Source organism: Pseudomonas sp. Z18(2022), from assembly GCF_036346535.1.
GTDB lineage: Bacteria > Pseudomonadota > Gammaproteobacteria > Pseudomonadales > Pseudomonadaceae > Aquipseudomonas > Aquipseudomonas yamanorum_A.
The window spans coordinates 1-21,839 of sequence record NZ_JAOTOA010000028.1; the positions used below are offsets into that span (position 1 = coordinate 1).

Sequence of the window (21,839 nt, forward strand, 5' to 3'; positions counted from 1 at the left end):
CTTTTGGTTACTTTTGGGCTCTTTTCAAAAGTGACCCGCTGTAAGAGCGGAACCAATATCAGCAACAACCCAAATAACGGATATGCCCCCAATCACTCCTTATCGTTCCCATAGTTCATGATCGACAACAACCGAATCGGCACCTGCACCAACTCCTCCGGCCCATGCGGAATCTCCCCCTCAAACGTCAAGCTATCCCCGGCCTCCATCCGATACAGCTGATTCCCATGCCGATAAATCAGCTCACCCTCGAGCAAATGCAAAAACTCAGTCCCAGGGTGCGCAAAGGTCGGAAACTCTTCACTGGCGTCATCCATGCTGACCATATACGCCTCGAAGCTCTTCTTGGGCCCCCGCGTATGGTTGAGCAGGTGATAGGTGTGCCCCTTCTCGGTCCCCCGACGCACCACTTCCATCCCCTGGTCAGCCTTGACCAACAAGGCACTGCCATCCTGCTGGTCATACTCACTGAACAACTTCGACAACGGCAGCCCAAGCACATCACACAAGCGGCTCAAGGTATCAAGACTGGTAGACACCTGGGCGTTCTCAATCTTGCTCAACATGCCCTGGCTGATATCGGCAATCTTCGCCACATCGGACAGCTTCAGGTCCTGGGCCTGACGCTGGCGTTTGATCTGCAGCCCCAGGTATTGCTCGAGCTTGAGGCGCGGGGCGGTTTCGGTGGACATGATCATCGGCTCCTGCACGGTTTCCGTTCAGTAATATTATTTTCGCACTGGGAAAGTGCAAAGTCTGGCACTTGAAGGCCACCCCGCTTTACGTATTCCTGCGGGGAAAAGAATTTTCCCATATATACAGCACAAAAGCGCTTTGATCGGCACTTCAATCGCCCGCTCGCGAATCTGGCAAGGGTATTGCATTCCTGTAGGGAAACTAACTTTCTTTTTAGGAATAAAAAGACAGTAGGCCCACCCACACGGTTTTGCCTTTCGCGAGGAGTGACACGCAATGTTGCCAGCAGAAACCCAGCGCATCATCGACAAGCACGGGATCAAGTACGTGCTTGCGCAGTTTGTGGACATACACGGTGCGGCCAAGACCAAGTCGGTGCCGATCTGCGGGCTCAAGACGGTGGCCGAAGAGGGCGCAGGTTTTGCCGGGTTCGCCATCAGCGGCATGGGCATGGAGCCTCACGGGCCAGACTTCATGGCCCGCGGCGACCTGTCGACCCTGACTCCGGTGCCATGGCAACCGGGCTACGGGCGGGTGGTGTGCGTCGGCCATGTGGACGGCAAGCCACATCCCTACGACAGCCGCTACGTGCTGCAGCAGCAAGTGCAGCGCCTGCAAGACAAGGGCTGGACCCTGAACACTGGCCTGGAGCCCGAGTTCAACCTGATGCGCCGCGACGAGCAGGGCAAGCTGCAATTGGTCGACCCCAGCGACAACCTGGACAAGCCTTGCTACGACTACAAAGGGCTGTCGCGCTCGCGGGTGTTCCTTGAACGGCTGACCGAAGCCTTGCAGGCGGTGGATTTCGAGGTCTATCAAATCGACCACGAAGACGCCAACGGCCAATTCGAAATCAACTACACCTACAGCGATGCCCTGACCTCGGCCGACCGCTTTACCTTCTTCCGCATGGCCGCCGGCGAGATCGCCAATGACCTGGGCATGATCTGCTCCTTCATGCCCAAGCCCGACCCGAAACGCGCCGGCAACGGCATGCACTTTCACCTGTCCATCAGCAGCGCCGAGAACAAAAACCTGTTCTTTGATGCCAGCGATCCAAGCGGCATGGGCTTGTCGAAAATGGCCTATCACTTCGCCGCCGGCTTGCTTGCCCACGGCCCGGCCCTGTGCGCGTTCGCCGCGCCAACCGTCAACTCCTACAAGCGCCTGGTGGTGGGCAATTCCTTGTCCGGTGCCACCTGGGCCCCGGCCTTTATTGCCTTCGGCGCCAACAACCGTTCGGCCATGGTGCGGGTGCCCTATGGCCGCCTTGAATTCCGCCTGCCGGACGCCGGTTGCAACCCCTACCTGGTCAGCGCCGCGATCATCGCGGCCGGCCTGGACGGGATTGATCGCCAGCTGGAAATCGACCACGTCTGCAACGAAAACCTCTACAGCCTGAGCCTTGAGCAGATCGCCGAGCGCGGCATCAAGACCCTGCCGCAATCCCTCAAGGAAGCCTGCGACGCGCTGGAAGCCGACCCGCTGTTCGTCGAGGTACTGGGCCCGCAGATCGTGGGTGAGTTCATCAAGCTCAAGCGCATGGAGTGGGTTGAGTACAGCCGCCATGTGAGCGACTGGGAAATCCAGCGCTATACCGAATTTTTCTGACACCGTGTGACGGAGACTTGTTATGTGTGGAATCGTAGGCCTGTACCTGAAAAACCCGCAGTTGGAGCCCCAGCTCGGCAAGCTCTTTGAACCCATGTTGCAGGCCATGACCGACCGTGGCCCGGACAGTGCCGGGTTCGCCATCTACGGCGACGAAGTGGCCGACGGCTGGGTCAAGCTGACCCTGCAGGCGACCACCGAAGCGTTTGACTGGAAAGCCCTGATGGGCGAGCTGGAAGGGCGCCTGGGCTGTTCCCTGGACTGGTTCCAGAACGCCAGTGCCGCCGTATTGAAGATCCACGCCGACGAAGCCCCGGTGCGCCTGGCCCTGGCCGAACTGGCACCGAGCGTGCGCATCATGAGCGCCGGGCAGAGCATCGAGATTCTCAAGGGCATGGGCTTGCCCCAGGAGATCTCCCAGCGCTTCGGCCTGGCGAACATGCAGGGCAGCCACATCATCGGCCATACGCGCATGGCCACTGAAAGTGCAGTGACCATGGAAGGCAGCCACCCGTTTTCCACCGGCGCCGACCTGTGCCTGGTGCACAACGGTTCGCTGTCGAACCACTTCCGCCTGCGCCAGGAACTCAAGCGCGAAGGCATCCATTTCGAAACCGACAACGACACCGAAGTCGCCGCCGGCTACCTGACCTGGCGCCTGCAACAGGGCGACTCCCTCAAGGAAGCGCTGGATCACTCCCTGGAAGACCTCGACGGCTTCTTCACCTTTGCCATCGGCACGCGCAACGGTTTTGCGGTGATCCGCGATCCGATTGCCTGCAAGCCGGCGATCCTCGCCGAGACCGACGACTACGTCGCCATGGCCTCCGAGTACCAGGCGCTGTCGAGCCTGCCGGGGATTGAAAACGCCCGTATCTGGGAGCCCGCACCGGCCACCCTGTACATCTGGGAACGCGAGTCAGCTTAAGGAGCGCACACATGAAAACCATCGATCTTTCCACCGCCAGCGTGCGTGACCTCAACCAGGCGCTGCACGCGCAGGCTATCGATAACGAATGGCGCGTCACCCATTCCAACGGCAAGCACAACCTCGCCGTGGGGGTGAACCAGGCGGTGTCCATCGATATCGAGGGCCACGCGGGCTACTACTGCGCGGGCATGAACCAACAGGCGTCGATCACCGTGCACGGCAATGTCGGCGTGGGCTGCGCCGAGAACATGATGTCGGGCTCGGTGCGCGTCAAAGGCAGCGCCTCCCAGGCCGCCGGCGCAACGGCCCATGGCGGCTTGCTGGTGATTGAAGGTGACGCAGGGGCGCGTTGCGGTATTTCCATGAAGGGCATCGACATCGTTGTCGGTGGCAGCATCGGCCATATGAGCTGCTTCATGGGCCAGGCCGGGCGCCTGGTGGTGTGCGGCGATGCCGGCGATGCACTGGGGGATTCGTTGTATGAAACCCACATCTACGTCAAAGGCACGGTGGAGTCCCTGGGCTCCGATTGCATCGAAAAAGAGATGCGCAGCGAACACCTGCAAGAACTCCAGGAACTGCTCGACCGCGCCGGTTTCGCCCATCAGGCGGCGGACTTCAAGCGCTACGGCTCGGCCCGCCAGCTCTACAACTTCAAAGTCGATAACGCCTCCGCGTACTGATCCAGGAGCTCCACCATGAGTGAACAAACCCCTCCAGTGTTGCGCGAGTCGGCCACCTTCGACCGCCTGACCATCCAGGAAATCCAGCGTGCCGCCGAAACCGGCATCTACGACATTCGCGGCGGCGGCACCAAGCGCAAGCTGCCGCACTTCGATGACTTGCTGCTGCTGGGCGCCAGCGTGTCGCGCTACCCGCTGGAAGGCTATCGCGAGAAGTGCGGCACTGACGTGATCCTCGGCAACCGCTTTGCCAAGAAACCGATCCACCTGAAGATTCCGGTGACCATCGCCGGCATGAGTTTCGGCGCGCTGTCGGCCAACGCCAAGGAAGCCCTGGGGCGTGGCGCGACCATCGCCGGCACCAGCACCACCACCGGCGACGGTGGCATGACCCCGGAAGAGCGCGGCCAGTCCCAGCACCTGGTGTATCAGTACCTGCCGTCGCGCTACGGCATGAACCCCGACGACCTGCGCAAGGCCGACGCCATCGAGATCGTCCTGGGCCAGGGCGCCAAGCCCGGCGGTGGCGGCATGTTGCTGGGGATGAAAGTCACCGAGCGCGTGGCCGGCATGCGCACCTTGCCGATTGGCGTCGACCAGCGCAGCGCGTGCCGCCACCCGGACTGGACCGGCCCGGATGACCTGGCAATCAAGATTGCCGAGCTGCGGGAAATCACCGATTGGGAAAAACCGATCTACGTGAAAATCGGCGCCAGCCGGCCGTATTACGACGTGAAGCTGGCCGTCAAGGCCGGTGCCGATGTGATTGTCCTCGACGGCATGCAGGGCGGTACGGCCGCCACCCAGGACGTGTTTATCGAGCACGTTGGCATCCCGATTCTGTCGGCCATCCCGCAAGCGGTACAGGCTTTGCAGGAGATGGGCATGCACCGCAAGGTCCAGTTGATCGTGTCGGGCGGGATTCGTAACGGCGCCGATGTGGCCAAGGCCATGGCGATGGGCGCGGACGCGGTTGCCATCGGTACGGCGGCGTTGATTGCCCTGGGCGATAACCACCCACGGCTGGACGCGGAACTGAAAAAGATCGGCTCGGCCGCCGGCTTCTACGACGACTGGCAGAACGGCCGCGACCCGGCCGGGATCACCACCCAGGACCCGGAACTGTCCAAGCGCCTGGACCCGGTGGAAGGCGGGCGTCGGTTGGCCAACTATCTGCGGGTGATGGTGCTGGAGGCGCAGACCATGGCCCGTGCATGCGGCAAATCCCACCTGCACAACCTCGACCCCGAGGACCTGGTGGCGTTGACGGTGGAGTCGGCCGCCATGGCCCGGGTGCCGCTGGCGGGCACCAGTTGGGTGCCGGGTTCCGGTAGCGGTTACTGAAACCGGATGAAAACCTGTGGCGAGGGAGCTTGCTCCCGCTGGGGTGCGAAGCAGCCCTGAAAGAGCCGGCTCCAGCTGCGCTGTCGAACGGGAGCAAGCTCCCTCGCCACAGCAAGCTCCCTCGCCACAGCAAGCTCCCTTGCCACAAAAAAATCAAATCAAGGGGCCCGGCAAGAGGCTCCCCAAACAACAACTGCTCACTGCCAGCCCCATCCCATTTCTTTTGCAGGAGCTTTGAACATGGTCAATCGTCTTCTTGGCAAATCCCTTCTCGCGTTACTGGCGGCCGCTGCCTTTGCACCCTTGGCCCAGGCCGCCGACGCCCCCACCTTGAACACCGGCAGCACCGCCTGGATGGTCACCGCCGCCGTGCTGGTGCTGTTCATGTGCCTGCCGGGGCTTGCGTTGTTCTACGGCGGCCTGGTGCGTGCGAAAAACATGCTCTCGCTGTTCACCCAGTGCTTTGGCATCGCCGGCCTGGTGGGCGTGTTGTGGGTGATCTACGGCTACAGCATGGTGGTCGACACCACCGGCATGGTCGAAGGGCAGGTGACGTTCAACAGTTTTGTCGGCGGGTTGAACCGGGCCTTTCTGGCCGGCATGACCCCCGAGAGCCTGGTGGGGGATATTCCGGAAGGCGTGTTCGTGACCTTCCAGATGACCTTCGCCATCATCACCCCGGCCCTGATCGCCGGGGCCTTTGCCGAACGCATGAAGTTCTCGGCGGCGCTGCTGTTCATGGCCGTGTGGTTCACCCTGGTCTATGCCCCGGTGGCGCATATGGTGTGGGGCGGTTCGGGGGCCTTGATGCATAACTGGGGCGTGCTCGATTTTGCCGGTGGCACCGCCGTGCACATCAACGCCGGTGTGGCTGCACTGGCCGCGTGCCTGATCCTGGGCAAACGCCGTGGCTACCAGAACACGCCGATGCCGGCTCACAACCTGAGCCTGACCATGGCTGGCGCGGCGATGCTCTGGGTGGGCTGGTTCGGGTTCAATATCGGCTCCGGTGGCGGGCTCAACGGCACCTCGGGAATTGTCATGCTCAACACCCAACTGGGCGCGTGCGCCGGGATTCTCGGCTGGATGTTCACCGAGTGGTTCAAGGTCGGCAAGCCGAGTGCCCTGGGCCTGGCGAGCGGTGCCCTGGCCGGCCTGGTGGGGATCACCCCGGCCTGTGCCTATGTGGGCGTCGGCGGTGCCTTGGCCATCGGCCTGCTGTGCGGGGTGTTCTGCTACTTGAGCGTGACGGTGTTGAAGCGTCGTTTCGGTTATGACGACAGCCTCGATGTGTTCGGCTTGCACGGCATCGGCGGCATGATCGGCGCGGTGTTGACCGGCGTGTTCTGCGTGCCGTCCATGGGCGGGCTGGTGGAAGGCGTGACCATGGGCGGCCAGGTGGTTGCCCAGATCAAGGGCGTACTGCTGACCACGGTGTATTGCTTCGTGATCAGCTGGATCATTCTCAAGGTGGTCAATGCACTGGTTGGGTTGCGCGCCCATGAGTCGGTGGAAGAGATGGGGCTCGACCTGGCCGAGCACAACGAGCGGGCTTACAACCACTGATAGCCCGAACGGCCCACTGTAGGAGCGAGCTTGCTCGCGAAGAACGTCAACGATGACGCAGCGCTTCTGGATTAGCGCGGTGTCCTTGCGCTTTTCGCGAGCAAGCTCGCTCCTACAGTGGCGGCTTGCATTGGGGCTCAGCTCACCGCCAGCTCGTGGGGCAGGGCGGCCCGCTGCAACTGGGCGGCCACCAGGGTGTTCTTCAGCAGATAGGCAATCGTCATCGGCCCCACACCTCCCGGCACCGGGGTAATCGCACTGGCCACGGTGCGTGCGCTCGCATAGTCCACATCCCCCACCAACCGCGTGCCGGTCTCGGTACTGATACGGTTGATCCCCACATCAATCACCACCGCGCCGGGCTTGAGCCAGCTGGCGTCGATCAGTTGTGGCCGGCCCACAGCGGCGACCACGATGTCTGCCAGGCGGCACAACGCGGGTGCATCGACACTGCGCGAGTGCACCACGCTGACCGAGCAGTTGGCCTGCAACAACAGGGTCGCCATGGGTTTGCCGACAATGTTCGAGCGGCCAATCACCACCGCGTGCAAGCCGCTCAGATCACCGCAGGTTTCGTGCAGCAGGCGCATGCAGCCACTGGGGGTGCAGGGTGTGAGCACTTCCAGGCCTTGCACCAGGCCGCCGACGTTTTCCCGATGAAAGCCATCCACGTCCTTGATCGGGTCGATGGCATGAATCACTGAGGCTTCGTCGATATGGCCCGGCAGCGGCAACTGCACCAGGATGCCGTTGACCGCAGGGTCGGCGTTCAGACGGGCAATCAGCTCCAGCACGTGCGCCTGGCTGGCGTCGTCCGGCAGCCGGTATTCGAGGGAGCGAATCCCGACTTCCTTGGCCCGCAGCAGTTTATTGCGCACATAGACGTGGCTGGCCGGGTCGTCGCCCACCAGCAGCACGGCCAGCGCCGGGTAGATCTGTTGCGTGGCAAGCACCTGAACCTCTTCGCGAACCTCGTCGAGAACCTGGGCAGCGATGGCCTTGCCGTCGATATCGCGGGCAAGCGTGGAGAGAGAGCTGGTCAAAAGCGTCACCATTGTCTGGAGAAGTGAAGGCGCTGAGGGATCACTCCCTCAGCGATGAGATCAGGCTACCAGCTGATGGCAGCCATACACCACCAGCACACCGGCAATCAGCGTGGCATAGGGCAACCAACCGGCACGCTTTTGCCCGTCATCGGCCTGGATATACAGGTCGCTGAGCATCGCGGCGGGAAAGCGGCCCTTGTCCTGCACGTAGTGGCGGAAGCAGAACACCGGCAGGATCAGCAGCGCCAGCAGCAAACCGGTGACCAGCGTGCCCGCGCCCCAGATATCCGCGCCCAGGCCCATGCAGGCCAGGTTGACGAAGCTCAGCACGCCACCCGCCGCCAGCAGCACGGTGGGCGCCTTGTACGGGCGCACCCAGTCGGGGCGGTCCAGGCGGTGGATCCAGCCCGCGTTGAGGTTGAGGAAGTTGAAGATGATGTAGCTGACGTTGGAGGCCGCGAGCACGAACACGTAGTCGGACATCAGCAACAGCAGCAGGTTGAACGACAGGTCGGTCCACATCGCCGCCGTGGGCGCCCCGTGTTCGTTGGTACGTCCCAGGTATTTGGGCAGCCAGCCGTCCACCGACGCCTGATACAGGGTGCGCGAAGAACCGGACATCGAGGTCATGATCGCCAGTAACGTCGCCAGCACCAGCATGATCAGCACGATATTGGCGACCACCTTGCCACCGCCAATGCTGTCGGCCATGACCTGGCCAACCCCCATGCCGCTATAGATCGCAGGTGACAACAGGCCGCTGTACACCGCCGGCGTGACGATGGCGCCGCTGGCGTCGAGCACCGCCGGGGTCACCAGTTGGCCCAGCCCCAGGCTGCCTTGAAACGCCAGCGGGACCAGGGTGAATACCAGGATGCACAGCAGGCCGGCGTAGAAAATCGCCTTGAACGTGTCGCGCTTGGGGTCCTTGAACTCCCGGGTGTAGCACACCGCCGTTTCAAAACCGTAGGTGGACCACGCGGCCATGAACAGCCCGCCGGCCATCAGCGACCAGCCGGAAATATCCCAGGGCCCATCGATGACTTGCCCGGCCGCATCATGGGCCAGGGGGTACAGCGGCAGGAAGTTGGCCTGGGCCGCATCCCCGGTGAACAACGGCACCACGCCCACCAGCAGCAGCGGGATCAGCGAGGTGACGCCCAGCACCAGGGTCAGGCGCGCCGAACGCAGGATGCCGCCGTGCTGCACGGCAAACACCGTGAGCAGAATCAACAGGCCGATGCCGAAGGTCGCGTTGATCCGCAGCGACAGGCCGCTCTTGACCCAGCCCAGGTCCAGCAGGGTCAGTTGCCAGGTGTTGATCAGTGCATCGGCGGGAAACAGCGCGGTCAGGATATAACCCGCCGCCAGCCCCGAGCCGATGGACAGCACCGGCGACCATGCCAGCCAGTTGCACCACACCGAAACCGGTGCAATCAGCTTGCTGTAGCGCACCCAGGCGACGGCGCCGTATACCGAGGCGCCACCGGACTTGTGGGGGAATAACCCGGCGATCTCGGCATAAGTGAATGCCTGGATAAACCCGAACAGGATCGACACGATCCACACGATCCACGCCGGTTTGCCGACCGTCGCGGCAATGGCGCCAATAGAGAACAGCACCAGGGCGGGTACGCCACTGGCGACCCAGAACGCCCCGCGCCAATCGATCTTGCGGTGCAGGCTGCCCACCGAACTGGCGGCCTGCGGTACTGCCTCGAACGTCGTCGCTTCCATCTCTGTATTCCCATGTCTGAATAGCGTTTAAGTGGGGCAGTCAAAATGGGGTGGCGCACACGCGTATCGGAACGATCAACTGCGCACCCGGCTTTTGTCCGGGTCATAGAAAATCGCTGCGCTGGCCGTGGCGCTGATGCGCTTCTGCAGGCCATCGACTTTGCCAATCTCGAGTACCGTGCCGGGCTCGGCGCACGCCACGTCCACCCGGCACAACGCGATGTTGCTGGCCAGCAGCGGAGAGCGGCAGGCACTGGTAACGACCCCGACCTGGGCCCGGCCCTGGTACACCGGGTCGCCATGGTGGGCAGTCTCGTTGCCGCTCAAGTGCAGGCCGACGAGCTTGTGGGTGGGGTGCGCACTGCGCCGCAACAGGGCGTCGCGCCCGATGAAATCATCGGTTTTGCTTTTCAGCGGCACGCTGAACCCGATACCCGCCTCAAACGGGTCGGTCTGGTCGCTGAACTCGTAGCCGGCAAAAATCAGCCCGGCTTCGATGCGCAGCATGTCCAGCGCTTCCAGGCCCAGGGGGACCAGCCCCAAGGGTTGGCCGAGCTGCCAGATGCGGTCCCACACCCGTTCGGCGTCTTCGGGCTGGCACCACACTTCATAACCCAGTTCGCCGGTGTAGCCGGTACGGGAAATCATCAACGGACAGCCGTCGAAACCGTCCAGCCGCCCCACCAGGAAGCGGAACCAGCCGAGGGCTTCCAGGCCCGGTTGGGTGGGCGGGGTCCAGACCATCTGTTTAAGCAGCTCGCGGCTCATCGGCCCCTGCACCGCCAGGTTGTGGATCTGCTCGCTGGCGGACTTGACCCACACCTTCATGCCCAGTTTCTGTGCCTGTTCCCGCAGCCACACCCCGGCGTAGTCCTCACCGCAGACCCAGCGGAAATTGTCCGGGCCCAGGCGCAGCAAGGTGCCGTCATCGAGCATGCCGCCGTGGGGGTGGCACATGGCGCAATAGACCACCTGGCCCACCGCCAGGCGCCGCACGTCGCGGGTCAGGCAGTACTGCAACAGGCTCTCGGCGTCGGGGCCGATGATTTCGAATTTGCGCAAGGCGGTCAGGTCCATCACCGCTACCCGTTCGCGGCAACCGAGGTATTCCTCGATGGCGCCGTAGCCGTCGTAGCGCAACGGCAGCCACCAGTTGCGGTAGTCGGTGAAGCTGCCGGTGAGGCGGCTTGTGCGTGAGTGGAACGCAGACTCACGGGTCAGAATCGGGTCGGCATCGGCCGTGGTTCGAGTGCTCATGGCGATGGAAAAACGCTCCTTCTCGCTGTAGATGCGGACGTGGATGTCGCTCGGGTCCCAGCCATTGGCCGGGTCGATGTCATCCGGGCATGAAGTGCTGGCGCACAGCAGGTCGGTGGCGGCCCGCAACAGCACGTAGTCGCCGGGACGCGACCAGGGCTCGTCGAGGGTCATCTGCTGGTGCGCGTCGATCCCGGTATTGAAGAAAAAATTGATCGCCGGCCAACCCTTGCGGGCCTGGACGCCATGGGGCGCGAGCACCTGGCTGAGGTTGTCGCTGCAGTTGTCGTGCCCGAAATAGCCCTGGCTTTCGTAATAGCGTGCGGCGCAGGCCAGGGCGAAGGAATCGTGGCGGCCGACGGTGTCTTGCACCACCTCCAGCATCGGTTGCATGTTCCGGTCGAAAAACTTCGAGAACAGCCCGGGTGCGGGGTAGGCGCTGCCGTTCAGCGTGCGGGTGACGGTCTGGTCGAGGTCCAGCTCCAGCCCGCGATCCAGGGCGCGACGGTCGAGGGCGACAAAGTCCGAACATTGGCGCCCGGCCACATCCAGCACCTGCACGTACTGCCCCTTGGCGACGGTGTAGCTGTGGGCCGTGCCGGCGCGCAGGGTGAATTCGTCCAGCACTTCGCCCAACGGTTCAGGCAGGGCGGGCACCCAGAGGGGGGAGGGGTCGACGCGGGTTACCAGCAGGCGCAGTTCGCTCGGCCGGTATTGCCGGTCAACGGCGGTGGGCCCGGCCGGGGCGGCAACGATCACCAGCGACCGGTCATGGGCGGTGAAATGGCGGCTATGGCCGGGCGGACTGTCGTCGTCCCACAGCGAGGCGGCCAGCGGCAACCGTTGCGGGTCGATGCCGCGCCGGTTGAGCGCCTGGCCGATACGCCGGGTCACGCGGCAAGCCGTTGTGCCGTGCAGTGCCCAACTGGCCAACGCACTGCGCCCGTCGGCATCGAGGGCCAGCAGTGCGCAGGTTTGCCGGCCTTCGATGTCGATCACCTGCAGGCGGTCGCCGGGTTGCAAGTCCACCAGGGTCACTCCGCCGGCGGCCACGCGGTAACGTTCCAGGTGGGGGGCGCGGGCGAACAGCCCGGGCTCTCGGGGATGAGAAACACGAGGTGCATTCATCATCAGCCGACCGACTTGATGGGCGTCGCGGGCTCACCCAGGTACGCCGCCATCGAGTCATCCAGTGCCTGCAACCACGGTGTGTGGTGCGGTGGCGATTGGGTGCCGGTCATCAGCGAACGATAGGACTTGTCGCGGTAGCCCATGATGTTTTCCGCCTTGTCATGCTTCCAGTGCAGGAAGGTTTCGTTCACCGCGGCGATGTCGAAATTCGGGTAGTCGGTGGCGTCCACCAGGTGCTGGATGTAGGCGCCCTGGTACTCGAACATCTGCTGGTTGGTTTCCAGGGTCTGTTCCCGTGCGTGCCACTGCTGGCTGTCGGCGGCTCGTTCGGCCTGGCTCGGCAGGGTGATGCGCCCCAGGATCACATCGCGGGCATACCAGGCCTGGGCGTCGAACATGTTGAAGGAGTACCACTGGTCCTGCATGCCCAGGTAGATCAGGCGCGGGTTGGGTTCCCAGAACACGCCCTTGTACAGGTTCATCGGCCACAGGCGGTTGTCGGTCTTGAGGCTCAGCTCATCCGGCAGGAACGGGAAATGATGCTTGTAGCCGGTGCACAGGATCACCGCATCGATGTGTTTGCTGCTGCCATCGACAAAGTACGCGCGGTTGTTTTCCAGGCGCGTGAGCAGCGGCTTTTCTTCCCAGTTGTCTGGCCAGGCATAGCCCATGGGCGCGGTGCGGTAGCAACTGGTGATGCTGCGGGCGCCGTACTTGTAGCACTGCGAGCCGATGTCCTCGGCCGAATAGCTGCTGCCGACAATCAGCAGGTCCTTGTCCTTGAACTCCAGTGCCTCGCGAAAATCATGGGCATGCAGGATGCGCCCGGCGAACTGTTCGAAGCCGTCGAAGTACGGCACCTTGGGCGTGGAGAAGTGGCCGCAGGCGTTGACCACGTAGTCGAACTCCTCACAGGTCAGCGTGTCGTTGTTGTAGTCGTGGGCGTAGAGGGTGAAGCGTTGGGTCTGCTCGTCGAAGGTGACTTGGCGCACCACATTGTTGAAGCGGATGTAGTCGCGCACGCCGGCTTTTTCGACCCGGCCCTTGATGTAGTCCCACAGCACCTCACGGGGCGGGTAGGAGCCGATGGGCCGGCCAAAGTGCTCTTCAAAGGTGTAGTCGGCGAACTCCAGGCACTCCTTGGGGCCGTTGGACCACAGGTAACGGTACATGCTGCCGTGCACCGGCTCGCCGTTCTCGTCCAGGCCGGTGCGCCAGGTGTAGTTCCACATGCCGCCCCAGTCCTGCTGTTTCTCGAAGCACACCAGTTCGGGAATGGCGGTGCCCTGGTCGCGGGCCGACTGGAACGCGCGAAGTTGTGCCAGGCCGCACGGGCCGGCGCCGATGATTGCTACACGTAGAGTCATGAGCGTGCCTCCTGAAGGGTTTCAGCGAAAGATCACTGTCTTGTCCTGGTTGATGAACACCCGGTGCTCCAGGTGGTATTTCAGGGCTTTGGAAAGGGCGACGGTCTCGGTGTCGCGGCCAATGGCGACCAGCGAGTCGGGCAGGTGGGTATGGTCGACGCGCTGGATTTCCTGCTCGATGATCGGCCCTTCATCGAGGTCGCTGGTGACGTAGTGGGCGGTGGCGCCGATCAGCTTCACGCCACGGTCGTAGGCCTGGTGATAGGGCTTGGCGCCCTTGAACCCGGGCAGGAACGAGTGATGGATATTGATCGCCCGCCCCGAGAGCTGTTGGCACAGGCCGTCCGACAGAATCTGCATATAGCGGGCGAGCACCACCAGGTCGGTCTGGGTGTCCTCGACGATGCGCATCAGCTCGGCTTCCTGGCTGGCCTTGCTGTCCTTGGTGATGGGCAGGTAGATGAAGCGGATGCCTTCGCGTTCGGCCATGGCTCGCAGGTCCAGGTGGTTGGAGACCACGGCGGTGATGTGCATGTCCATTTCGCCCTTGCGGTGGCGATAGAGCAGGTCGGTGAGGCAGTGGTCGAACTTGCTGACCATCAGCAGCACGCGGGTCGGTTGGCGCGAGCTGAACAACTGCCACTGCATGTCGAAGCCACCGGCGAGGTCGCCCAGGCCTTCGCGCAGGGCACCGATATCACCGCTGACCCCGGTGTTGAAGCGGAACACCGCGCGCATGAAAAACTGCCCGGTGAACTCGTCGTCGAATTGCGCCAGCTCGCTGATATAGCACTGCTGGTGGGCCAGGCAAGCGCTGATCGCCGCGACAATCCCGGACGCCGCCGGGCAGGTGATCTTGAGAATGTAATGTTCGCTGGAGGCGTCCATCGAAGGCTCCTGAATCAAGTGTGGGAAGGCTCAGCCCTTGGCCGTGCGCTTGGTTTTTTCCGGGTCGTCAAAGGGCAGGGCGTGGGTGGTGGCGGTGCCTTCAAGGCTGCCGCGCACCTGCAAGGCAATGCCGGGTTCGGAACAGGCAACGCTCATGCGTGCGATGGCCATCGAGCGTTTGCTCAGGCGCGAATACATGCCGCAGGTGATCACGCCGACCTGCTGGCCGCCTTGCCACAGGGTGTCGCCGGCCTCGGCAGGGCGTACGCCGTCGAGCAGCACGCCGGTGATCTTGAAACGCTCCTGGCCGCGCAGGCGCAGGTGTTCTTCGGCGCCGCGAAATGCTTGTTTGCCAGGGGAGACGGTGAAATCCAGGCCCATTTCCCAGAGGGTGTCGCCGGCCTTCTGGTCGGCGAAGGGGTACATCTGCGAATTGTCGTAGGGAAAAAACATCAGCGAGCTTTCCACCCGCAGCCAGTCCAGAGCGGTGAAGGCACACGGGATAATCCCCAGGCTCGCGCCTTGTTCGAGGATGCTGTCCCACAGGAAAGGCGCGTCGGCGGCCTTGCAGAAAATCTCGTAGCCGCGCTCGCCGGTGTAGCCGGTGCGGGAGATCATCACCGGGCGGTCGAACAGGCGGGTTTGTAGGTGGTGGAAGTACGGCAACTGGCGAATGCCGGGCACGTGCTCGGCGAGGAAATCCACCGCCAGCGGGCCTTGCAGCGACAGGTCGTGCAGGTCGTCATCGAACAGCACCGCCACTTGCCGGCCCTGGGCTGAGCGCACGAGCATTTCATGCCCGGTGCCGGCGCCATGCACCACCATGAAGGCGTTGGGCCCGGTGCGGTAGACGATGCAGTCGTCGACGAATTTGCCGTCTTCGTCGAGCATCGAGGCGTACACCGATTTGCCGGGGTAGAGCTTGGCGATATCGCGGGTGGTCGCCCATTGCAACAGGCTCTCGGCGTGGGGCCCGACGTAGTGGACTTTTTTCAGCCCCGACACGTCCATCAGCCCGGCACGGGTGCGGATCGCCTGGTGGTGGTCGGCCAGCCCGCTGCTGTAGGTCCAGGCCGTGCCCATGCCGTTCCAGTCTTCGAGGTTCGATCCGAGCGCGCGGTGCCGCTCGGCCAATGCAGAAATACGCCATGAGTGGGTCATGTGAGGGTCCTTTGGGTAAAAAGAGAGCCGGGAAAAGGGGCGGTCAGGCCTGCGGGTCGAACTGGCTCAGCCACTCCACCAGCGTGTGCCGGTAGCGGGTCATGCCCTTGTAGTCGGCGATGGGGTCGGGCAGGTCGCGCAGCACGCGGTGCAGGCGACAGCCCCAGCCGGGCTGGGTCACCAGCTCGTCCATGCTGATCAGGTAGGTGCGGATGCTGAACATCACCGCGTTGCTGCGGGCCAGGCGCGCCATCACTTGCAACTCGACCCGCAGGTGCACCTGTTGCCCGACGTTCTGCGCGGTGATCTGGCCGCGATCGGCGCCCCATTCGTGAAAGGTCTCGGGGGATGAATCCAGGCGCGGGTTGATGGTCAGGGTCCAGTTCAGGCGCCGCACAGGCTGGCCGGCCTGCAGGTTGAGCAGGTACTTCAGCGCACGCTCGAACACGCCCATTTGATGGGCCATGGGCACCGGTGCATGCCACTGCTTGAAACTCATGCCGGCGTCGAATGCCAAGGACCAGTCGGCCGGGCCGGTGATCAGGCCGGCGTCCATGTAGAGGTCGCCGTCGCGCTGGTCGAGCAAGGCGAAATCTCCCTGCACCTGGCGCCCGATAAATTCCAGCGGTTCACAGGGCAGGCTGGTGGCGTCGCCGAATACAAAGTGCTGGTTGATCTCCAGCAGGCGGTTACGCCAATGCCAGCGGTCGCCATCACGGGCCAGGCTGAACCACTGCGGGTAATCGGCGGCGAGGTGTTCCATCAGCATCTGCAACGCATCCCAGGCGGCCACTTGCATGTGCGGCATCACCAGGTAGCGACGCGGGTCCTTGTCCAGCACCAGCGCGCGTTCGGCCATTTCCGAGCGGTAGTGCTCGTCGATGTCGAAGCCATGTTCATAGATCGAGCCCGGGTCGCGTGAGGTCGCCGGCTCGATATTCACCGAGTACAGGTAACTGTCTTCGGTAAACGGGAAGGGGAAGCGGCGGATCGCCGTCGGGCTGTTGTGAAAGCTGAAGTCGTCCCGATAACTCAGCACGGGGCTCGATGGTAGAGGCATGGTCAACAACTCCTAGAGGTCCAGCGAAACGCATGGGCCGTTGCCGCGAGAGACGCAGGGCATCAGAAAGTCGGCCTGCTCGGCCGGTGTGAGGAAGCTGTCGCGGTGTTCGATGGCGCCGCCCATGTGACGCGTCATGCACTGGCCGCACACGCCGCCACGGCACAGGTTGGGTACCTGCAACCCGGCGGTTTCCAGGGCTTCGAGCAGGCTCTGCTCGGCTTCGACCCGCAGGCGCCGATCACTGCGCAGCAGGTGCAGGTCGAACGGCTGGCCCGGTTGTGCGCCCTTGAACGCTTCCGAGTGCACGCGTTTGGGCGGCCAGCCGAGGCGCGTGGCCTGGTGCTCGACCGCGTCGAGCAGGGACTGCGGGCCGCAGGTGTAGACGTGGCTGCCCAGCGGCCGGTTGCCGAGGATGCGGCTCAGGTCCGGGCGGCCTTCGTAGGTGTGCAGGAGTGCACCGAGGCGCTGTTGCAACTCGTCGAGGTAGGCGTCGCTCAGGCCCGGCCTGAACAGGTAATGCAGTTCGAACTCGGCCTGCTGTTGTTCGAGGGTCGCGATGTAGGCCATGAACGGCGTGATGCCGATGCCGGCGGCGATCAGGATATGCAGGCGGGCCGTGGCGTGGGGGGCGAACAGATTGGCCGGTGGCGAGATCTGCAAGGTGTCGCCGACCTGCACCTGTCGATGCAGGTACTGCGAACCGCCACGGGACACGTCTTGCAGGCGCACGGCGATGCGGTAGTGCTGGTGGTGCGCCGGGTCGCTGGTCAGTGAGTAGGCATTGCGTACCTTGCCTTCGGCCAGCGGCAGATGCACCTGCACATGGCTGCCGGGCGAGAAGCCGGGCAGGGTGCCGTCGCAGGCCACCAGGGTGAATTCGCGCACCACCGGTGTGAGCATTCTTGCCGCGCTCACCTGCACATTGAGGGCCGCGCTCATGGCTGGAACCCCGCGTAGGGCTTGTCGGGGTTATTGCACACGCCGAAATAAGCCCCCAGGCGCCTGGAAAAATGCGTGCGCACCTCCAGCCCCACATGGCAGCCGATGCAGTTCAACAGCGGCTCCGGCCCGGTCGCCTGGATCAGGCCACAGTGCGCGCAATACACCAGGCGTTGGCCGGGCAGCGAGCAGGTCAGGCGGATTTCGTCGTCTTCCAGGCCGGCGGCGCGGGCCTGGCCGTGAAGGCGCCACACAAAGGCTTCATCGCCCAGCAGGTAGAGCCGACAACCCACGGTGGCGCTGGCCAGTGCCTGCTGCAAGCGCCAGGCGAAGTCGGGTTGTTCACCGTTCAGCAGCAATGGCCGGTCCAGTCCGGCGACAACCTCCAGGCCAACGGTCGCCGATTGCATCACCACGATGGGGCGGTTGTGGGTGTGGGTCATGCGGGCTCTCCAAGGTGCGTTTTGTTTCCTGTTGGGAGAGATACTTTCCTATGGGGAAAATCTTCTCAATCTGGAAAAAGGGCTATGCCTTTGGAGATAAGCCTTGCGCGACGGCCATTCGGGGCATGGAAGTTGCTGGTCTTAAGCTGATGTTGAGCAACCAGGACGGGGGGTTATCTAGAGTGCTGACACGACCAAAAGGCTGGCCGCTCTGGTTGGGGCCTGTGCGCCCCGAACAAGCGCGTAGCGTGCGCAGGCTGTTGGCCGGGTTGCCCTTGGGCGAGGCGCACGCTGACGGTGCCTTGTCGGTTTTCCTGGACCGTTTCGACGCATTGTTGCCCGCTGGCAAGCTCAACCTGATCCTCGGCGGCGAAGACCTGGGGCCGGCCCGGCGCGGGTTGATCGAGGGCTGCCAGGACGTGGCGGGCTGCCCCTGGCGTAACGCGACCGTGGCCGATACGCCCCAGGCGTGCGGCCCGTGCCGGGAACGGGGCGTGCACCGGCTGGTGTGCGCCTTGTCCGAGGGCCAGAAGGGGGCGTTGCTGCTCGACACGCCCCGGCGGGCCGGTGCCAGTTGGCGGCAACTCATGGAGGAGGCCGCGCAGGCGGTCGGTGTCACCGTGCGCTTGCGCAGCCACACCCTTGAGCAACAGCGCAAACAGGCGACGTCCCGGCACGGTGCCCTGGCCCGTGAGCTGCACGATTCGGTGGCGCAGCAGCTGGGTTACCTGTCGTTCCAGGCGCATGGGTTGCAGTCGCAACTGGGCGAGCCGGCGCAAGCCCGCGCCAGTCTGCAGGACCTGTGCGCGGGCTTGAGCCAACTGCAGCGCCAGGTGCGTGAGCTGATCACCAGCGCACGCCTGACCATGGACGGGCGTTCGCTGCGCCAGGCCCTGGCCGACTCCGTTGCGGAGTTCTCGCGGCGTTGCATCATCGTGTTCGAACTGGACAACCGCCTGGCCGACGATGCGTTGAACCCGGAAACCGAATTGCAGATCCTGCAGATCATTCGCGAAGCCCTGGCCAATGCGGTGCGGCATTCCCATGCGCGGCACGTACGCATTGAACTGCGCCAGACCCAGGACGGCGATGCCTCGGTGTCGGTGGAGGATGACGGCATTGGCCTGAGCCCGGCCTGCGGCGAAGACAACCATTTCGGCCTGGCAATTATTCGCGAACGTGCCGCCAGCATCGGCGCGCGGCTGAGCATTGAAGCGATCCGCCCGCACGGGGTGCGCGTGCACCTCGGCCTGCGCCGCAACCAAGACCTGCCACAGGGGAGTCTCGATGGATTGCACGACCTTATTACTGATCGATGATCACCCATTGTTTCGCAAAGGCCTGGCGCAGTTGTTCGGTGCCAGTGACGACTTCGAAGTGGTGGGGCAGGCGGCCAGTGGCCGTGAGGGCATCAACCTGGCGGTGAGCCTGACGCCGCAGCAGGTCCTGCTGGATTTGCACATGCCGGGCCTGAGCGGTTTGCAGGTGCTGGATGAACTGCGCCAACTGCGCCTCGACTGCCAGGTGGTGGTGCTGACGGCGTCGATGGACCGCGCCGAACTGCTTGCGGCCTTGCGCCTGGGCGCCAGCGGTTACGTGCTCAAGGAAACCGAGCCCGACGCCTTGCTGGCGTATATGCGCAACTGCCACAAGGGCGCGATCGTGCTGGATTCGACCCTGATTGCCCTGCTGGCCGACCAGGCCGAGCCCACGCAACACTGCGAGGCCCCGGGCAGCGACAACCTCACCGAGCGCGAAGGCCAGACCCTGGCATTGATCGCCGCCGGCATGAGCAACAAACAGATCGGCCGGGAACTGGGGATCAGCGACGGCACGGTAAAAATCTACGTGCGCAGTTTGCTGCAGAAGCTCGGCCTGCACTCGCGGCTGGAGCTGGCCGCGTGGGTGCACAGCGGCGCATTGATGAAACACGAGGAGCGCCATTAGATGAGGGAAAGCCCTGAAGCGTTTGTGCAGACGCCGCCCGTGCACCTGATGGATCGCTTCCCCGCCGCGTTGCTGGAGCTGCGGGACAATGGCCAGATCGCCCACTTCAACCTGGCCTGGGCCGAGCTGATGGGGCAACCGGGGGCGGAGCGCAATCTGCTGGATTACGTGCACCAGGAAGACCGCCCGTTATGGCGCCAGGCCTTGAATGAACTGCGCCGGCGGCCTGATACGTCATTCAACCAGCGCCTGCGTTTTGTGCATCCTTGCGGCGAGTTACGCTGGTTCGAGGTGAGCCTCAAGCGCGGCCCGCAAGGGTTCTACCTGGCGGCCGGGGATGTGACTGCGCACAAGCGCCGCGAAATTGCCTTGCAGGCGAGCCAGCGCAGCAGCATGAGTTTGCTCGACAGCATGCCGGGGCTGATCTATCGCGGGCGCAACAATCGCGACTGGACCATGGAATTTGTCAGTGCCGGGTGCCTGCAATTGACCGGTTATCCCGCCGAGCGGCTGGTGGACAACCATGAGTTCACCTACAACAGCCTGATCCTGGCGCAGTACGCCGACTACGTCTGGCGCGAAGTGCAATATGCGCTGTCGCGGCGGGAGCCGTTCGAACTCAATTACCAGATTCGTTGCGCCGATCAGTCGATCAAGCACGTGTGGGAGAAGGGCGTGGGGATCTATGCCGATACCCGCGAGGTGCTGGGGATCGAGGGGGCGATTTTCGAACGCAAAACCTGACGGGTAAAACACAATTAAAAATGTGGGAGCGGGCTTGCCCGCGAAAGCGGTGGATCAGCCAATGCATCTATTGACTGTCACACCGCATTCGCGAGCAAGCCCGCTCCCACAGGGGGGTGACTCAATGCGCCCCGGCCGCCTTGTTCAGATCACTCTCCGCCCACTGCGTATACACACACGCATCCGCCGTGGCCCAGCGCACCCGCACCGGGTCGCCGGCCTTGAGCGGCATGCCCGCGGCGGACAACGCCTTGACCGTCATCGAAGTGCCGCCCAGGGTTTTCACGCTGCAGGTCTGGCTTTCGCCGAGGAACAGCACTTCGCCCACGATCGCCGACACTTCATTCCAGCCCGCCGCCAACGGTTGCCCGGCGGCCTGCTCGACGCTCAGCGCCAGGGCTTTTTCCGGGCGCACCATCAGCAGCACGTCCTGGTCGATGTGCAGCCCGGTGGTCAGGCGGATCGACAGGGATTGGCCTTCGAACGCGCCGACGGCGTTGCCCTGGGCCTTGAGCTTGAGGAAGTTCGAGTTGCCGAGGAACGAGGCGACAAACGCGTTCGGCGGGTTCTGGTACAGGTCGAAACCGCTGCCCAGGCCGACGATCTTGCCGTGGCTGAAAATCGCAATGCGCTGGGACAGGCGCATGGCTTCTTCCTGGTCGTGGGTCACGTAGACGATGGTGATGCCCAGGCGCCGATGCAACTGGCGCAGTTCGTCCTGCAAGTCTTCCCGCAGTTTCTTGTCGAGGGCGCCGAGGGGTTCGTCCATCAGCAGGATGCGCGGTTCATACACCAGCGCCCGGGCGATGGCGACGCGCTGCTGCTGGCCGCCGGAGAGTTGCGAAGGGCGGCGATGGGCAAACGCTTCCAGTTGCACCAGCTTGAGCATCGCGTCGACGCGCTTTTCGCGCTCGGCACTCGCCAGTTTGCGAATCGCCAGGGGGAAGGCGATGTTGTCGCGCACCGACAAGTGCGGGAACAGCGAGTAGCGCTGGAACACCATGCCGATGTCGCGCTTGTGGGGCGGCACATTGACCAGGGATTGGTTGCCCACCAGGATCTCGCCGCTGCTCGGTGTTTCAAAGCCGGCGAGCATCGACAGCGTGGTGCTTTTGCCCGAGCCGCTTGAGCCGAGGAAGGTGAGGAACTCGCCGTCCTGGATGTCCAGGGAGATGTTGTCCACGGCGGCAAATTCGCCGTAGTACTTGTTCAGGTTGCGCAGGCTTACCAGGGGTTGCTCGTTGCCTTGCGCGGACGCTTTGATCACTGCACTCATGTTCTTCTC

Annotated in this window: 19 protein-coding genes; 8 read left to right on the forward strand and 11 right to left on the reverse strand. The window is 63.6% G+C overall.

Annotation, left to right across the window (positions count from 1 at the left end):
* Positions 1–92 precede the first annotated feature (92 nt).
* The gene (locus V3W39_RS30235) at positions 93–692 is read right to left on the reverse strand and encodes a helix-turn-helix domain-containing protein (protein WP_177046668.1); all 600 of its coding nucleotides are present in this window, start codon (positions 690–692) and stop codon (positions 93–95) included.
* A gap of 280 nt (positions 693–972) precedes the next feature.
* On the opposite strand from V3W39_RS30235, the gene glnT reads away from it, so the two are divergent.
* The 5 genes from glnT to V3W39_RS30260 all read left to right on the forward strand — a co-directional run bounded on the left by glnT (position 973) and on the right by V3W39_RS30260 (position 6,831).
* A complete protein-coding gene (glnT, locus tag V3W39_RS30240) occupies positions 973–2,307 on the forward strand; it encodes a type III glutamate--ammonia ligase (protein WP_275965547.1) in 1,335 nt (444 codons plus the stop codon).
* Between the two features lie 22 nt (positions 2,308–2,329).
* Complete coding sequence (locus tag V3W39_RS30245; RefSeq protein ID WP_330213943.1) at positions 2,330–3,235, forward strand: class II glutamine amidotransferase; 906 nt, start codon at positions 2,330–2,332, stop codon at positions 3,233–3,235.
* Between the two features lie 11 nt (positions 3,236–3,246).
* Positions 3,247–3,921 (forward strand): protein glxC, encoded by a 675-nt coding sequence (locus V3W39_RS30250; protein WP_177079427.1) that lies wholly within the window; start codon positions 3,247–3,249, stop codon positions 3,919–3,921.
* Positions 3,922–3,936: 15 nt separating this feature from the next.
* Complete coding sequence (locus V3W39_RS30255; RefSeq protein ID WP_330213944.1) at positions 3,937–5,265, forward strand: FMN-binding glutamate synthase family protein; 1,329 nt, start codon at positions 3,937–3,939, stop codon at positions 5,263–5,265.
* Positions 5,266–5,505: 240 nt separating this feature from the next.
* Positions 5,506–6,831: an ammonium transporter gene (locus V3W39_RS30260; protein WP_177121718.1), complete on the forward strand. Its 1,326-nt coding sequence runs from the start codon at positions 5,506–5,508 to the stop codon at positions 6,829–6,831.
* A 137-nt stretch (positions 6,832–6,968) separates the two neighbouring features.
* On the opposite strand, the gene folD is transcribed toward V3W39_RS30260, so the two are convergent.
* From folD to V3W39_RS30305, 9 genes are all read right to left on the reverse strand, one after another.
* Positions 6,969–7,886 carry a bifunctional methylenetetrahydrofolate dehydrogenase/methenyltetrahydrofolate cyclohydrolase FolD gene (folD, locus tag V3W39_RS30265; protein ID WP_177046655.1) on the reverse strand — a complete coding sequence of 306 codons (918 nt, stop codon included), beginning with the start codon at positions 7,884–7,886 and terminating at the stop codon, positions 6,969–6,971.
* A gap of 48 nt (positions 7,887–7,934) precedes the next feature.
* Positions 7,935–9,614 (reverse strand): APC family permease, encoded by a 1,680-nt coding sequence (locus tag V3W39_RS30270; RefSeq protein WP_177115546.1) that lies wholly within the window; start codon positions 9,612–9,614, stop codon positions 7,935–7,937.
* Between the two features lie 75 nt (positions 9,615–9,689).
* A complete protein-coding gene (locus V3W39_RS30275) occupies positions 9,690–11,999 on the reverse strand; it encodes a DUF1989 domain-containing protein (protein WP_330213945.1) in 2,310 nt (769 codons plus the stop codon).
* Between the two features lie 2 nt (positions 12,000–12,001).
* Positions 12,002–13,369: an NAD(P)/FAD-dependent oxidoreductase gene (locus V3W39_RS30280; RefSeq protein ID WP_330213946.1), complete on the reverse strand. Its 1,368-nt coding sequence runs from the start codon at positions 13,367–13,369 to the stop codon at positions 12,002–12,004.
* Between the two features lie 21 nt (positions 13,370–13,390).
* Positions 13,391–14,257, reverse strand: coding sequence for a formyltetrahydrofolate deformylase (purU, locus tag V3W39_RS30285; protein ID WP_177135110.1), 867 nt, complete (start codon positions 14,255–14,257; stop codon positions 13,391–13,393).
* Positions 14,258–14,287: 30 nt separating this feature from the next.
* Positions 14,288–15,418 carry an aminomethyltransferase family protein gene (locus V3W39_RS30290; protein ID WP_330213947.1) on the reverse strand — a complete coding sequence of 377 codons (1,131 nt, stop codon included), beginning with the start codon at positions 15,416–15,418 and terminating at the stop codon, positions 14,288–14,290.
* A 43-nt stretch (positions 15,419–15,461) separates the two neighbouring features.
* The gene (locus V3W39_RS30295) at positions 15,462–16,478 is read right to left on the reverse strand and encodes a heme-dependent oxidative N-demethylase family protein (protein ID WP_330213948.1); all 1,017 of its coding nucleotides are present in this window, start codon (positions 16,476–16,478) and stop codon (positions 15,462–15,464) included.
* 12 nt (positions 16,479–16,490) lie between these two features.
* A complete protein-coding gene (locus tag V3W39_RS30300; RefSeq protein ID WP_330213949.1) occupies positions 16,491–17,420 on the reverse strand; it encodes a PDR/VanB family oxidoreductase in 930 nt (309 codons plus the stop codon).
* Entirely contained in the window at positions 17,417–17,863 is a 447-nt protein-coding gene (locus tag V3W39_RS30305; protein ID WP_177046639.1) for a dimethylamine monooxygenase subunit DmmA family protein, read from the reverse strand. The genes V3W39_RS30300 and V3W39_RS30305 overlap by 4 nt, the downstream gene beginning before the upstream one ends.
* Positions 17,864–18,087: 224 nt before the next feature.
* Between V3W39_RS30305 and V3W39_RS30310 the strand changes: the two genes are divergently transcribed.
* The 3 genes from V3W39_RS30310 to V3W39_RS30320 are packed head-to-tail and all read left to right on the forward strand — an operon-like array spanning position 18,088 to position 20,554.
* On the forward strand, positions 18,088–19,182 hold the full coding sequence (locus V3W39_RS30310; RefSeq protein WP_330213950.1) for an ATP-binding protein: 1,095 nt from the start codon (positions 18,088–18,090) through the stop codon (positions 19,180–19,182).
* Entirely contained in the window at positions 19,151–19,810 is a 660-nt protein-coding gene (locus tag V3W39_RS30315) for a response regulator (RefSeq protein ID WP_177046635.1), read from the forward strand. Before V3W39_RS30310 ends, V3W39_RS30315 begins: the two co-directional genes overlap by 32 nt.
* A complete protein-coding gene (locus V3W39_RS30320) occupies positions 19,811–20,554 on the forward strand; it encodes a PAS domain-containing protein (protein ID WP_177046633.1) in 744 nt (247 codons plus the stop codon).
* Positions 20,555–20,675: 121 nt separating this feature from the next.
* Here V3W39_RS30320 and V3W39_RS30325 read toward each other — a convergent pair whose 3' ends face one another.
* Entirely contained in the window at positions 20,676–21,830 is a 1,155-nt protein-coding gene (locus V3W39_RS30325) for an ABC transporter ATP-binding protein (protein ID WP_177046623.1), read from the reverse strand.
* Between the last annotated feature and the right edge of the window lie 9 nt (positions 21,831–21,839).